Source organism: Scandinavium sp. NPDC088450 (genome assembly GCF_044900545.1).
GTDB lineage: Bacteria > Pseudomonadota > Gammaproteobacteria > Enterobacterales > Enterobacteriaceae > Scandinavium.
This window is the reverse complement of the sequence record NZ_JBJDNI010000040.1, coordinates 15,073-29,225: the sequence shown is the minus strand read 5'-3', so window position 1 is coordinate 29,225 and position 14,153 is coordinate 15,073. Positions and strand designations below refer to the sequence as shown.

Annotated in this window: 15 protein-coding genes and 1 riboswitch; of the genes, 9 read left to right on the top strand and 6 right to left on the bottom strand. The window is 54.6% G+C overall.

Annotated features, from left to right (window positions below):
* Positions 1-463: 463 nt before the first annotated feature.
* The gene (gene purH / locus ACI2I2_RS23310) at positions 464-2,053 is read left to right on the top strand and encodes a bifunctional phosphoribosylaminoimidazolecarboxamide formyltransferase/IMP cyclohydrolase (protein WP_404660108.1); all 1,590 of its coding nucleotides are present in this window, start codon (positions 464-466) and stop codon (positions 2,051-2,053) included.
* A gap of 15 nt (positions 2,054-2,068) precedes the next feature.
* A complete protein-coding gene (gene purD / locus ACI2I2_RS23305; protein ID WP_404660107.1) occupies positions 2,069-3,361 on the top strand; it encodes a phosphoribosylamine--glycine ligase in 1,293 nt (430 codons plus the stop codon).
* A 56-nt stretch (positions 3,362-3,417) separates the two neighbouring features.
* Here the strand turns inward: purD and ACI2I2_RS23300 are convergent, their stop codons facing one another.
* The 6 genes from ACI2I2_RS23300 to nudC all read right to left on the bottom strand — a co-directional run bounded on the left by ACI2I2_RS23300 (position 3,418) and on the right by nudC (position 7,773).
* Positions 3,418-4,110, bottom strand: a complete 693-nt coding sequence (locus tag ACI2I2_RS23300; protein ID WP_404660109.1) for a DUF1481 domain-containing protein — start codon at positions 4,108-4,110, stop codon at positions 3,418-3,420.
* A gap of 12 nt (positions 4,111-4,122) precedes the next feature.
* The gene (hupA, locus tag ACI2I2_RS23295; protein WP_006816568.1) at positions 4,123-4,395 is read right to left on the bottom strand and encodes a nucleoid-associated protein HU-alpha; all 273 of its coding nucleotides are present in this window, start codon (positions 4,393-4,395) and stop codon (positions 4,123-4,125) included.
* Positions 4,396-4,581: 186 nt separating this feature from the next.
* Positions 4,582-5,172 (bottom strand): YjaG family protein, encoded by a 591-nt coding sequence (locus tag ACI2I2_RS23290; protein ID WP_330985975.1) that lies wholly within the window; start codon positions 5,170-5,172, stop codon positions 4,582-4,584.
* Positions 5,173-5,214: 42 nt separating this feature from the next.
* On the bottom strand, positions 5,215-5,886 hold the full coding sequence (nfi, locus tag ACI2I2_RS23285; protein WP_404660106.1) for a deoxyribonuclease V: 672 nt from the start codon (positions 5,884-5,886) through the stop codon (positions 5,215-5,217).
* Between the two features lie 9 nt (positions 5,887-5,895).
* A complete protein-coding gene (hemE, locus tag ACI2I2_RS23280; protein ID WP_404660105.1) occupies positions 5,896-6,960 on the bottom strand; it encodes a uroporphyrinogen decarboxylase in 1,065 nt (354 codons plus the stop codon).
* 39 nt (positions 6,961-6,999) lie between these two features.
* Positions 7,000-7,773, bottom strand: coding sequence for an NAD(+) diphosphatase (gene nudC, locus ACI2I2_RS23275; RefSeq protein ID WP_404660104.1), 774 nt, complete (start codon positions 7,771-7,773; stop codon positions 7,000-7,002).
* A gap of 98 nt (positions 7,774-7,871) precedes the next feature.
* On the opposite strand from nudC, the gene rsd reads away from it, so the two are divergent.
* From rsd to thiH, 7 genes are all read left to right on the top strand, one after another.
* A complete protein-coding gene (gene rsd, locus ACI2I2_RS23270) occupies positions 7,872-8,375 on the top strand; it encodes a sigma D regulator (RefSeq protein ID WP_404660103.1) in 504 nt (167 codons plus the stop codon).
* Positions 8,376-8,429: 54 nt separating this feature from the next.
* A riboswitch (TPP riboswitch) is annotated at positions 8,430-8,530 on the top strand.
* 82 nt (positions 8,531-8,612) lie between these two features.
* A complete protein-coding gene (thiC, locus tag ACI2I2_RS23265) occupies positions 8,613-10,508 on the top strand; it encodes a phosphomethylpyrimidine synthase ThiC (RefSeq protein ID WP_404660102.1) in 1,896 nt (631 codons plus the stop codon).
* Positions 10,508-11,143 carry a thiamine phosphate synthase gene (thiE, locus tag ACI2I2_RS23260; protein ID WP_404660101.1) on the top strand — a complete coding sequence of 212 codons (636 nt, stop codon included), beginning with the start codon at positions 10,508-10,510 and terminating at the stop codon, positions 11,141-11,143. Before thiC ends, thiE begins: the two co-directional genes overlap by 1 nt.
* On the top strand, positions 11,136-11,891 hold the full coding sequence (locus tag ACI2I2_RS23255) for a HesA/MoeB/ThiF family protein (protein WP_404660100.1): 756 nt from the start codon (positions 11,136-11,138) through the stop codon (positions 11,889-11,891). Before thiE ends, ACI2I2_RS23255 begins: the two co-directional genes overlap by 8 nt.
* Complete coding sequence (thiS, locus tag ACI2I2_RS23250; protein WP_404660099.1) at positions 11,875-12,075, top strand: sulfur carrier protein ThiS; 201 nt, start codon at positions 11,875-11,877, stop codon at positions 12,073-12,075. Before ACI2I2_RS23255 ends, thiS begins: the two co-directional genes overlap by 17 nt.
* Position 12,076: 1 nt before the next feature.
* A complete protein-coding gene (gene thiG / locus ACI2I2_RS23245) occupies positions 12,077-12,844 on the top strand; it encodes a thiazole synthase (protein ID WP_404660098.1) in 768 nt (255 codons plus the stop codon).
* The gene (gene thiH / locus ACI2I2_RS23240; RefSeq protein ID WP_404660097.1) at positions 12,844-13,971 is read left to right on the top strand and encodes a 2-iminoacetate synthase ThiH; all 1,128 of its coding nucleotides are present in this window, start codon (positions 12,844-12,846) and stop codon (positions 13,969-13,971) included. Before thiG ends, thiH begins: the two co-directional genes overlap by 1 nt.
* Positions 13,972-14,153 lie beyond the last annotated feature (182 nt).

The following is a 14,153-nucleotide window of genomic DNA, read 5'->3' as shown; positions in this document are numbered from 1 at the left end:
TTGAGTGCCCACACAGATTGTCTGATAAATTGTTAAAGAGCAGTTGCGACGCGCTTTAGCGCTCTGTCGCGAGGTGGCGTATATTACGCTTTCCTTTTTCAGAGTCAACCCTCAATTTCAGGATTTTTTCTCTTCAACCGAACCGGCTATTTGTGTGAAGTGATTCACATCTGCCGTGTCGATGGAGGCGCATTATAGGGAGTTCTCCGCAGCCCGCAAGGCCTAAATGACAGAAAAATGACTGACTGCTGCATTCCACAGCAAAACCCCGCTTTATACCCATTTACACACAGAGTTATCCACAAATGGGTAAAAACCCAAAAAATCGCGAGCGATGCGCAAACGTTTTCGTTACAATGCCGCGCTATGACAAGGATGCCCTCGTTGGGTGCATTAGCTGAGTTTTTTGCGGAAAATTCAGCTAACGCTCTCTGTAATGTTCAAATCCTGGGGATTTACTACCATGCAACAACGTCGTCCAGTCCGCCGCGCTTTACTTAGCGTTTCTGATAAAGCCGGTATTGTCGAATTCGCACAGGCCCTTTCCAAACGCGGCGTAGAGCTGCTCTCCACAGGCGGCACTGCCAGCCTGCTGGCAGAAAAAGGTCTGCCGGTCACCGAAGTGTCTGACTACACCGGCTTCCCGGAGATGATGGATGGACGCGTGAAGACGCTGCACCCGAAAGTGCACGGTGGGATCCTCGGCCGCCGCGATCAAGATGACGCTATTATGGAAAAACACGGGATCGCGCCGATCGATATGGTCGTCGTTAACCTTTATCCATTCGCGCAAACCGTCGCTCGTGAAGGCTGTACGCTGGAAGATGCGGTCGAGAATATCGATATTGGCGGCCCTACCATGGTCCGCTCTGCCGCTAAGAACCATAAAGATGTGGCGATCGTTGTAAAGAGCAGCGATTACAGCACCATTATTGAAGAGATGGATGCTAACGAAGGATCCTTAACTCTCGACACCCGTTTCGATCTGGCTATCAAAGCGTTTGAGCACACCGCGGCTTACGACAGCATGATTGCCAACTACTTTGGCAGCCTGGTTCCAGCCTATCACGGCGAAACCAACGAGCCTTCTGGCCGCTTCCCTCGCACCCTGAATCTGAACTTCATTAAGAAACAGGATATGCGCTATGGCGAAAACAGCCACCAGCAAGCTGCCTTCTATATAGAAGAAGAGGTAAAGGAAGCGTCAGTAGCCACAGCCCAGCAGGTGCAAGGCAAAGCGCTCTCCTATAACAACATCGCCGACACCGATGCCGCGCTGGAATGCGTGAAAGAGTTCAGCGAGCCCGCGTGCGTTATCGTTAAACACGCCAACCCTTGTGGCGTTGCGGTAAGCACTTCCCTTCTGGATGCCTACGACCGCGCGTATAAAACCGATCCGACTTCAGCTTTCGGCGGCATTATTGCGTTTAACCGCGAGCTGGATGCCGAAACCGCTCAGGCGATCATCTCCCGCCAGTTTGTAGAAGTGATTATTGCGCCCTCTGCGACTGAAGAAGCTTTGAAAATCACCGCCGCGAAACAAAACGTACGCGTCCTGACCTGTGGTCAGTGGAACGCTCGCGTACCGGGTCTTGATTTCAAACGTGTTAATGGAGGTTTGCTGGTTCAGGATCGCGATCTGGGCATGGTGACCGCAGGCGAACTGCGCGTCGTCAGCAAACGCCAGCCTACTGAACAAGAGTTGCGTGATGCGCTGTTCTGCTGGAAAGTGGCGAAGTTCGTCAAATCCAACGCCATTGTTTATGCGAAAGAGAACATGACCATCGGGATAGGCGCTGGTCAAATGAGCCGCGTTTACTCCGCCAAAATCGCTGGTATCAAAGCTGGCGACGAAGGTCTGGAAGTGAAAGGCTCCGCTATGGCCTCTGACGCATTCTTCCCGTTCCGTGATGGCATTGATGCCGCTGCTGCCGTTGGTGTGAGCTGCGTTATCCAGCCTGGCGGTTCTATTCGTGATGAAGAAGTCATCGCTGCGGCAGATGAACATGGCATTGCCATGATCTTCACCGACATGCGCCACTTCCGCCATTAATTGCAGGAGCAGACGATGAAAGTTTTAGTCATTGGTAACGGCGGGCGCGAACACGCGCTGGCCTGGAAAGCCGCCCAGTCGCCGTTGGTTGATACCGTCTTTGTTGCGCCGGGCAATGCTGGCACGGCCCTGGAACCTACCCTTCAAAATGTGGCTATCAGCGCAACCGACATTCCTGCTCTGCTGAGCTTTGCCAAAAGCGAAGATATCGGCCTGACCATTGTCGGGCCGGAAGCGCCGCTGGTGATTGGTGTGGTAGATGCTTTCCGCGAAGCGGGACTGACCATTTTCGGCCCTACTCAGGGCGCAGCTCAATTGGAAGGGTCGAAGGCGTTTACCAAAGATTTCCTGGCTCGCCACAATATCCCTACCGCCGAATATCAGAACTTCACCGAAGTAGAACCTGCTCTGGCTTATCTGCGCGAGAAAGGTGCCCCTATCGTCATTAAAGCTGATGGTCTCGCTGCCGGGAAAGGCGTGATTGTCGCCATGACGCTCGAAGAAGCCGAAGCGGCGGTTAACGATATGCTGGCGGGCAACGCATTTGGTGATGCTGGCCACCGCATCGTCATCGAAGAGTTCCTCGACGGTGAAGAAGCGAGTTTCATCGTGATGGTCGATGGCGAGAATGTGCTGCCAATGGCCACCAGCCAGGATCACAAACGCGTGGGCGATGGCGACACCGGTCCAAACACTGGCGGGATGGGCGCTTACTCACCTGCTCCGGTCGTCACAGACGAAGTCCATCAGCGCACCATGGACCGCGTTATCTGGCCAACCGTCCGCGGGATGGCGGCAGAGGGCAATACCTATACCGGTTTCCTGTATGCCGGGCTGATGATCGATAAAGAAGGCAATCCGAAGGTTATCGAATTCAACTGCCGCTTTGGCGACCCGGAAACGCAACCTATCATGCTGCGCCTGCAGTCTGATTTAGTTGAACTGTGCCTGGCAGCCTGCGCAGGCAAACTGGACGAGAAAACTTCCCGCTGGGATCCGCGCGCTTCACTGGGCGTAGTGATGGCCGCTGGCGGTTATCCGGGGAATTATCGCAACGGTGATGAGATCCACGGTTTGCCTCTGGAAGAGGTTGAAGGCGGTAAAGTGTTCCAGGCTGGCACTACCTTGTCGGAAGATGATCGTGTGCTGACCAACGGTGGGCGTGTACTTTGCGTGACCGCACTGGGCGAAACCGTAGCAGAGGCACAGAAACGTGCTTATGCATTGATGACAGATATTCACTGGGATGGCTGCTTCAGCCGTGGGGATATTGGTTATCGCGCGATTGCGCGTGAGCAAGAGAAGTAAGTCCCAGCGAATTCCAGTATTTCACCCTCTCTCTCAGGGAGAGGGGATTACTGCACTCAGAATGTCTTTTCTTTCGGTTGCCACGTGCAGAAATCTTCATTCGCCACCAGCAACAGCTGCGATCCTTCCGGCGCTTCCAGCCAGGCCACACTGACTTCCACTGACGAATGGCTTTGACGGCGTTCGATATGCGCAATGGCAAGACTTTCAAGATCAGGTGAAACCGTCTGCCCTTCACAGGTCGTCACCGTGTGATTCGCGTGCCAGCGCCCCTGGCGAAGCACGACGCGCCCTTGCCGCAGCGCATCACCGGTCTGGCGAATTTGCTGAGCCTGATAGCGATAGAGCGCAATCTGGTCATTGGAAAGCTGCTGCTTCTGACCGTCCACTTCACGCTGCATGAAACTGAGTTCGCCATGATCATCAAAACGCACGCGAATGTGTTCCGGTGGCTTACCGTAAATGTTGAGCTCAATCAGGGAGAGCGAATCACCCTGCCAGCGATATTCGCTGGTTGAAGTGTTCCCACTCCGCCATGGGCTGAATGCCGCAAGCAGATGGGTTTCGTTGTCAGAATCTTTTCGCCAGATACGCACCGCGCCCTGGTTATCGGCATAACCACTGGCGGTAAACGGCGGGAGTGAGGCGTTATGGCTGCATGCAGAGAGCAACAGAGCGCCTGCCAGCATCAGTGAACGACGCCAGAATGACAAAAGGGGCGAAACCGCCCCTTCATTAAAACTGTTCACTGCCACGCGGTCTTACTTAACTGCGTCTTTCAGTGCTTTACCAGAAACAAATGCCGGCACGTTAGCTGCGGCGATTTTGATTTCTTTACCGGTCTGCGGGTTGCGGCCAGTACGCTCAGCGCGGTGGTTCACTTTGAAGGTACCGAAGCCAACCAGCTGTACAGCATCACCTTCTTTCAGAGACTCAGTAATAGCAGCCAGGGTGGATTCCAGAGCAGATTTTGCCTGTGCTTTAGACAGATCAGCCTTGTCCGCAATTACATCAATCAGTTGAGTCTTGTTCATATGTTATCCTTACAATGTGTTTATCGCTTGCTAAGCATCGAGTGCGACGAAAATGCCTGAAGAGCACTCTCCTGCATACACGCACCGATAGCCACTTATTTTCGCCTACCAAATGTAGACCAGACGGGGGGCAGATGTGAAGCCTTCAGGCACGACAATTCAGACTGAATGTCACGTTTTGTGGCTTCATTGCTGAAAATTTATACCGATATTGCTCTCGCCGGCCTCGCGAAGGTCTGCACGCAGCCCTTTGATAAGCTCAATATCACGCTCTTCGCACTCAGCAAGCAGTCGGAAAATTTCCCATTGAATGTCCCATTCCTGCTCAACCGCCGGGTTTTCTTTGAGCTCTTCGTCCGTCATTTCCCGACCCGCCTGGGTCATTTCCAGCATCGCGACGGTGGTAATCGACGCTTTACTGACTTCAATCGCATGCTCAAGCGTTTCACCGCTCAGGCGAGAATGAAGCAGCTCGCTTAACGCTACACAAGCATCGATAGCCGGATAAACACCGTACATATCGAAGTCATCGGCAACCGGGATGGCTTCTTCCAGTTTTTCGAGCTGGCTGTCGAAATTCACCTTCGCGTCCTTCACGGTCAGGGTTTCCCAGATAAGATCGAGAATGCGGCGATAAAGCTGGCCGTCGGCGAATTCTGTCTGCTGACAGAACACGGCATAGTTTGGGTACATGCGTTCGCACAGGCAGGCCATGAAGGTCACGTGCTGCCAGCTTTCCAGCTTCTCAAGGCGCAGATGAATCGGGTTTTGTAACATGATCAGTTCTCAGATACGTGAATGAGCGGAAGTTTACCTGAATCAAGGCTGAATTGCTTGCCAACGCTGGAAAGCAGGCCGCCCTGAAGCCACCGCATCGGCCCAACGAGTCGGTTCCGGCAAACGGTAGCCTTGCGTGCAGCGCTGAACCCATGCCAGCGCACTGTCCGCGCTCACACGATGCCCAGTGGCAATAAACAAAGGATTACAACGCACCTTGCTGCGCCAGACCCAGCCTAGCTGCTCGTCTTTATCCATGAGTGGTGCCAGCGCGCCTGCTTCAGCAGAAAGCGGTTCAAACTTGCCGCATAACCGTTTTTTCGCCACGCCAATAGTCGGCACATCCACCAGCAAGCCAAAATGACTGGCAACGCCCAGGCGACGCGGATGAGAAATGCCGTGGCCATCCACAAACAACAAGTCGGGTTTACGGGAAAGTTTATCCCACACGGCAAGCAGCGCAGGATATTCACGAAAAGAGAGGAAACCGGGGATATACGGCATGGTGGTGGGAATGCGGGCGATTTGGTACTCCACCAGTTTGAGGCTCGGGTATTCAAGCAACACCATCGCCGCACGAGTGATTTCGCCCTCGTTTTCAAACCCAACATCTGCGCCACCGATCAGCAGCGGCGGATCCTGAATCAAGCGATCTTCGCGGATCACTGAAGACGCTAGCGCCCGCTGTTGCTCCCGAAGATCTGCCAGATCCATGCCGTGTCCTTACTTGTGATACTGCGCCGACAAACGGTGAACGGCTTCAACAAACGCGCCCGCATGTGCTGGCGGTACATCCTGATGAATGCCGTGACCAAGATTGAAGACATGGCCTTCGCCCTGACCAAATCCGGCCAGAATGGTGGCAACCTCTTCCTCGATACGGGCTGGCTGCGCATAAAGCATTGACGGGTCCATGTTGCCCTGAAGGGCCACTTTATGCCCTACACGACGACGCGCATCGGCGATATCGGTTGTCCAGTCCAGACCCAGCGCATCGCAGCCCGTTTCGGCCATCGCTTCCAGCCATTGTCCACCGCCTTTAGTAAACAGCGTCACAGGCACCCGACGACCTTCATTTTCACGCAGCAGGCCGTCGATGATTTTATGCATATAGTAGAGCGAGAACTGCTGATAATCGCGCCCGGTAAGCACTCCGCCCCAGGTATCGAAAATCATGACCGACTGCGCACCCGCTCGGATTTGCGCGTTGAGGTAGAGCGTGACGCTCTTCGCCAGCTTATCGAGCAGCAGATGCAGTGCCTGCGGATCGGCGTACATCATTTTTTTGATGACGGTAAACGCCTTGCTGCTACCGCCTTCCACCATGTAGGTCGCAAGCGTCCACGGGCTACCGGAGAAACCAATCAGCGGCACTTCGCCCTTCAATTCACGGCGAATGGTACGAACCGCATTCATCACATAGCCCAGTTCCTGTTCAGGATCGGGCACAGGCAGCTTTTCGATATCGGCTTTAGTTTTCAACGGCGAGGTAAAGCGTGGGCCTTCACCGGCTTCAAAATAGAGGCCAAGTCCCATTGCATCAGGGATGGTCAGAATGTCCGAGAAGAGGATCGCCGCATCCAGCGGGTAACGGCGCAGCGGCTGGAGCGTCACTTCACAGGCCAGCTCGGCATTTTTGCACAGCGACATAAAATCGCCAGCCTCAGCGCGGGTGGCTTTGTACTCCGGCAAATAGCGGCCTGCTTGCCTCATCATCCAGACGGGGGTGACATCAACAGGCTGGCGCAGCAGCGCACGCAGATAACGATCGTTCTTCAGTTCGGTCATGGTTGCAGTTCCTTAATGCGTCAGGCACTCAGTGTATCATCACTCGTGGTCTGCCCGACACATCGCGACCGTATCTTCAATCAGGCGACGCGCCACGGTACCCGGCGGCGGTAACAGCGGCAGCGAGTCATAACGATACCAGTTCGCCTCCAATAGCTCTTTCGGGTCGATAACGATATCGCCGCTGTCATAGTCAGCCATAAAAGCGGTCATCAAAGATTGCGGGAAAGGCCACGGTTGCGAAGTCACATAACGCAGGTTTTTAACCCGAATCCCGCTCTCTTCCATCACTTCGCGAGCCACCGCCTGCTCGAGGGTTTCCCCAACTTCAACGAAGCCCGCCAACACGGTATGCACGCCGTTGCGATGACGAGTGTGTTGCGCCAGCAGGATCGAATCATCCCGACGAATCGCCACAATGATGCAAGGCGCTATCTGCGGGTAATAACGCTCACGGCAATGACTGCAAAGCATGGCCCATTCGGTTTTACTTGGGTGCATGGTGTGTCCGCAGTAACCGCAGAATTTATGCGAACGATAAAACTCCGCTAACTGCACACCGCGGCCCGCAAGCTGGAACAAGCCAGCATCCTGATCAAGCACCTGGCGAACGGTGCCCAACTCCTGGCGGCGCGCCTCCTGAACCAGCCAGACAGGTTCGCCCTGCCATTCACCGATTTGCATGGCGTGTTTACCGGTAAGATCGAAACTTTCCGCCTCGCCATGCGGAATTTCCCCACCCGGCAGCCATAATTTCTGTTCGTGGCTGACTATCCACCAGCCTCGATCTAATTTTTCAATTATACGATCCATATCTATTGCACTACCTTCGCTTCACTGGCACTTTGTTAACAGTGTTTTTACATTTTTGTGGGTGAGCCGTTCTACTTTTTCAACTTGCGGAGTCAATCATGCTAAACCAGTTAGAAAGCCTGACAGAGCGCGTTGGCGGCAGCCATCATCTGGTCGATCAGTGGCTACAGGTTCGTAAGCAGTTGCTCGTCGCTTACTACAATCTGGTTGGCATTAAGCCTGGCAAAGGATCGTATATGCGTCTCAATGAGAAAGCACTGGACGATTTTTGTCAGCGTCTGGTGGATTACCTCTCAGCCGGTCACTTCAGTATTTATGAACGCATTGTCGGCGAATTGGAAGGTGAATACCCACTTTTAGCCGCCACAAAACTGTATCCGCAGCTGGAAGGCAACACGCAACAGATTATGGATCTGTATGATTCCAGCCTGGAAACTGCCATTGATGACGACAACTGCATGGAGTTCCAGCAGGCGTTATCGACGCTGGGCGAAGCCCTCGCCGCCCGCTTCACGCTGGAAGACAGCCTGATCGCGCTGGCACTGGATAACAAACTCAACGGCAGCGCCAATGATGAAAATCAGATTGCGCGCCCGGCTTGAGTTCTTAAGCGTTAACGAGTAATTTACAACCTTCACCTCGTCGGTTGACGAGGGTTTATCTTGTCGGAGTGCCCTTTTGGGCTGAGACCGTTAATTCGGGATCCGCGGAACCTGATCAGGCTAATACCTGCGAAGGGAACAAGAGTCAATCTGCTGTTGTATCGCCTTTCCGGCGATCTTCTCTCTTGCTTCATCCGTCGTCTGACAAGCCATATCCTTACTTTACTGGAATGTGCTATGTCTACACTCAAACTGTCCCGCCGCGAACAACGCGCGCAAGCTCAACACTTTATCGATACCCTTGAAGGGACTGCCTTCCCCAATTCTCAACGCATTTATATTCACGGCTCCCGTGAAGATATTCGCGTCCCCATGCGTGAAATCCAGCTCAGCCCAACGCTAGCGGGCGGCACCAAAGAGCAGCCTCAATTTGAAGAAAACGAAGCCGTGCCGGTGTACGACACTTCCGGCCCGTATGGCGATCCGGCCATTGCGATTAACGTGCAGCAGGGCCTGGCAAAACTGCGCCAGCCATGGATTGACGCGCGAGCCGATAGCGAAGCGCTGGACGAACGCAGTTCCGCTTACACCAAAGAGCGCCTTGCCGATGATGGCCTGGATGAGCTGCGCTTCACCGGGCTGTTGACGCCAAAACGCGCCAAATCAGGGAAGCGCGTCACCCAGTTACACTATGCCCGGCTGGGTATCGTCACGCCAGAAATGGAGTTCATCGCAATTCGTGAAAACATGGGCCGCGAACGCATTCGTAGCGAAGTACTTCGCCATCAGCACCCAGGAGAAGGGTTTGGTGCACGCCTGCCAGAAAACATCACGCCTGAATTTGTGCGTGACGAAGTTGCTGCCGGGCGGGCGATTATTCCTGCCAACATCAACCATCCTGAATCTGAACCGATGATTATCGGCCGTAACTTCCTCGTGAAGGTTAACGCCAATATCGGCAATTCAGCGGTCACTTCTTCCATCGAAGAGGAAGTAGAAAAACTGGTGTGGTCCACACGCTGGGGCGCAGACACCGTCATGGACCTTTCCACCGGGCGCTATATCCACGAAACGCGCGAGTGGATCTTGCGTAACAGCCCAGTGCCGATCGGCACAGTCCCGATCTACCAGGCGCTGGAGAAAGTCAACGGGATCGCCGAAGATCTGACCTGGGAAGCGTTCCGCGATACGCTGCTCGAACAAGCTGAACAAGGCGTGGACTACTTCACCATTCACGCGGGCGTGCTGCTGCGTTATGTTCCCATGACCGCCAAACGTCTGACAGGAATTGTGTCCCGTGGCGGCTCCATCATGGCGAAATGGTGCCTCTCTCATCATCAGGAAAACTTCCTCTACGAACACTTCCGCGAGATTTGCGAAATCTGCGCCGCCTATGACGTGTCGCTGTCGTTGGGTGATGGTCTGCGTCCGGGCTCTATTCAGGATGCGAATGATGAAGCCCAGTTTGCCGAGCTTCATACCCTGGGTGAACTCACCAAAATTGCCTGGGAATACGATGTGCAGGTGATGATTGAAGGCCCGGGCCATGTGCCGATGCAGATGATCCGCCGCAACATGACCGAAGAACTTGAGCACTGCCACGAAGCGCCGTTTTACACCCTTGGCCCATTGACCACCGATATCGCTCCCGGCTACGACCATTTCACTTCTGGTATTGGCGCGGCGATGATCGGCTGGTTTGGCTGTGCGATGCTGTGCTATGTCACACCCAAAGAGCATCTCGGCTTGCCGAATAAAGAAGATGTGAAACAGGGGCTGATTACCTACAAAATCGCCGCGCACGCCGCTGATTTGGCAAAAGGTCACCCTGGCGCGCAAATTCGCGATAACGCCATGTCAAAAGCACGCTTCGAATTCCGTTGGGAAGACCAGTTCAATCTGGCACTCGACCCGTTTACCGCCCGCGCTTATCACGATGAAACGCTGCCGCAAGAATCCGGCAAAGTCGCTCATTTCTGTTCAATGTGCGGCCCTAAATTCTGCTCAATGAAAATTACCCAGGAAGTCCGTGACTACGCGGCAAAGCAAGCCATCGACGCGGGCATGAGCGATATGTCGAACAGCTTCCGCGCCAAAGGTGGTGAAATTTATCTGCGCAAGGAGGAAGTCTGATGTATCAGCCAGATTTCCCGCCCGTGCCATTTCGGCTTGGCCTCTACCCAGTGGTAGATAGCGTTGCGTGGCTTGAGCGTCTGCTCGAAGCCGGAGTGCGCACCCTTCAGTTGCGCATAAAAGACAAACGCGACGAGGAAGTGGAGGCTGATGTCATTGCTGCCATTAAGCTTGGCCGCAGATACAACGCACGCCTGTTTATCAATGATTATTGGCGACTGGCGATTAAGCACCGGGCTTACGGCGTGCATCTGGGGCAAGAAGACCTGGAGGTCACTGACCTGAAAGTCATTCGTGAGGCAGGACTACGCCTTGGCGTTTCTACTCATGACGATATGGAAATCGAGGTGGCGCTGGCGGTGAAGCCTTCTTACATCGCACTCGGCCATGTTTTCCCAACACAAACCAAGCAGATGCCGTCAGCCCCGCAAGGGCTGGCGCAACTCGGCACGCACGTAGAACGTCTGAGAGATTACCCAACAGTCGCTATCGGTGGGATCAGCATTGACCGCGCCCCTGCGGTTCTGGCAGCTGGCGTGGGGAGCATCGCCGTGGTCAGCGCCATTACTCAGGCTCCGGATTGGCAACTTGCCACCGCGCAGCTCCTTGAAATGGCGGGAGCAGGCGATGAATGACCACGAGTTTATGCGTTACAGCCGTCAAATCCTGCTGGAAGACATTGCGGTAGAAGGCCAGCAAAAATTACTCACCAGCCGGGTGCTTATTGTTGGGCTTGGCGGGCTCGGCTCTCCTGCCGCGCTGTATCTGGCGGGCGCGGGCATTGGCACTTTGGTGCTGGCCGATAATGACACGGTGCATCTCAGTAATTTACAGCGCCAGATCCTGTTTACTGCCGACGATATCAGCCACCCAAAAGCGGAAGCGACGCAGCAACGCCTTGCGCAGCTTAATCCTGAAATCACGCTCATCGCTCTGAATGAACGGCTGGAAGGTCGATCTTTGGAGCAGCAGGTCATACAGGCCGATGTCGTGCTTGATTGCACCGATAACATGGCGACTCGTCAGGCTATCAATGCCGCCTGCGTGAAACACTGCACTCCGTTAATCACGGCCAGCGCCGTTGGTTTCGGTGGGCAGTTGATGGTGGTGGCTCCGCCCTGGACACACGGCTGCTACCGTTGCCTGTGGCCAGAGACACAGGAGCCAGAACGTAATTGCCAAACCGCAGGCATTGTCGGCCCGGTGGTTGGCGTGATGGGCACTTTACAGGCGCTCGAAGCCATTAAGTTACTCAGCGGAATGAGCATTGCTCAGGATTCACTGCGTCTCTTTGATGCCCGCTCAGGAAACTGGCGCTCGCTTATCAGAACACGTTCAGTGGGTTGCCCGGTGTGTGGAGGGCAACATGCAAATTCTCGTTAACGATGAACCCACTCACTGCGCGGATGGCCTGAGCGTTATCGAACTGATGACAACGTTGGATCAGGACAAACCTGGTGTCGCGCTGGCGCTAAATCAGCAGATTTTGCCGCGTGCGAATTGGGAACGTCAGCCTTTGCAAGAGGGTGACGAGTTGGTGCTTTTTCAGGTGATTGCCGGAGGCTGAAATGTTACGTATCGCGGATAAAACATTTGATTCCCATCTGTTTACAGGCACCGGGAAGTTCGCCACTTCAACGCTGATGGTGGACGCCATTCGCGCCTCCGGCAGCCAGTTGGTGACGCTGGCGATGAAACGTGTGGATTTGCGCCAACAGAACGATGCCATCCTTCAACCTCTGCTTGAAGCGGGCGTGACGTTGCTGCCCAATACTTCCGGCGCTAAAACGGCAGAAGAAGCCATTTTTGCCGCAAGACTTGCACGTGAAGCGCTTGGCACAAACTGGCTGAAGCTTGAAATCCACCCGGATGCCCGTTGGCTGCTACCCGATCCCATTGAAACGCTGAAAGCCGCAGAAGCTTTGGTCAAAGAAGGCTTCGTCGTCCTGCCTTATTGCGGCGCAGACCCCGTGCTCTGCAAACGACTGGAAGAAGCCGGTTGCGCGGCAGTCATGCCATTGGGTGCACCAATTGGTTCGAATCAAGGGCTGGAGACGCGAGCGATGCTGGAAATCATCGTCGCTCAGGCGACCATTCCGGTTGTTGTTGATGCGGGGATTGGTGTGCCGAGCCACGCGGCACAAGCCATCGAGATGGGCGCGGACGCGGTTCTGGTGAACACGGCGATTGCCGTAGCCCATTCCCCAGTGCAAATGGCAATAGCTTTTCGTCTGGCGGTTGAAGCAGGCTTACTTGCTCGCGAGGCTGGGCCGGGTGCGAAAAACAGGACCGCACAGGCCACCAGCCCACTGACGAGTTTTCTGGAGGCCCTGTAATGACGGCCTTCACCGAACGCTGGCAGGAACTGAACTGGGATGACATTCGGCTGCACATCCACAGCAAAACGGCTGCCGATGTTGAGCGGGCCCTGGCCGCCCGCCAGCTAAGTCGGGATGACTTTATGGCCTTACTTTCGCCTGCGGCAGACCGTTATCTGGAGCCTCTGGCGCAAAAAGCGCAGCAGTTAACCCGTCAACGCTTCGGCAACACGGTCAGCTTTTACGTCCCGCTTTATCTCTCGAACCTTTGCGCCAACGACTGCACCTATTGTGGTTTCTCGATGAGCAATCGCATTCGCCGCAAGACGCTGGATGCAGAGGAAATTGCGCGTGAATGTGACGCTATCCACGCACTGGGATTTGAGCATCTGCTGTTAGTCACCGGTGAGCATCAAACGAAAGTTGGCATGGACTACTTTCGCCAGCATCTACCAGCGATTCGCCGCCAGTTCGCTTCGTTGCAAATGGAAGTGCAGCCGCTATCGCAAGCTGACTATGCAGAACTCAAAACGCTGGGTCTCGATGGCGTGATGGTTTACCAGGAGACCTATCATCAGGCCACGTATGCGCGTCACCATCTGAAGGGGAATAAGCAAGATTTCTTCTGGCGGCTGGAAACACCAGACAGGCTTGGGCGTGCAGGTATCGATAAGATTGGCCTTGGCGCACTGATTGGTCTTTCTGACAGCTGGCGCGTGGATTGCTATATGGTTGCTGAGCACCTTTTATGGCTGCAACAGCACTACTGGCAAAGCCGTTATTCGCTCTCTTTCCCGAGACTGCGACCCTGTGCCGGTGGCGTGGAACCCGCAGCAATGATGAGTGAGCGTCAGTTGGTACAAACCATCTGTGCATTTCGCCTTCTCTCCCCGGAATCGGAGCTGTCGTTGTCGACGCGTGAATCACCTGATTTTCGCGACCGGGTTATCCCCATCGCCATTAATAATGTCAGCGCCTTTTCCAAAACGCAGCCGGGTGGCTATGCCGACGATCATCCAGAACTGGAGCAATTTGCACCGCATGATGGGCGTCGACCAGAAGACGTAGCAAAGGCGTTGATCGCCGGTGGGCTTCAGCCCGTCTGGAAAGACTGGGATAGCTGGCTGGGAAGACGCTCGCAATAAATATGCAACGGCTGTAGAGAAAGGTAATCCGTTCTGAAGCCATCCCGAAATACGTAGCATCGGAGGTTGCTGCGTGAATCGCCTCACATTACGCTGCCCAGGTCAGCAGGAGTGTTGACCAGGGCGGCGGTGCTCTTCCTCTCCCGCCCTGCTTCCTGCTAAATCGCACAAAACATTCACTA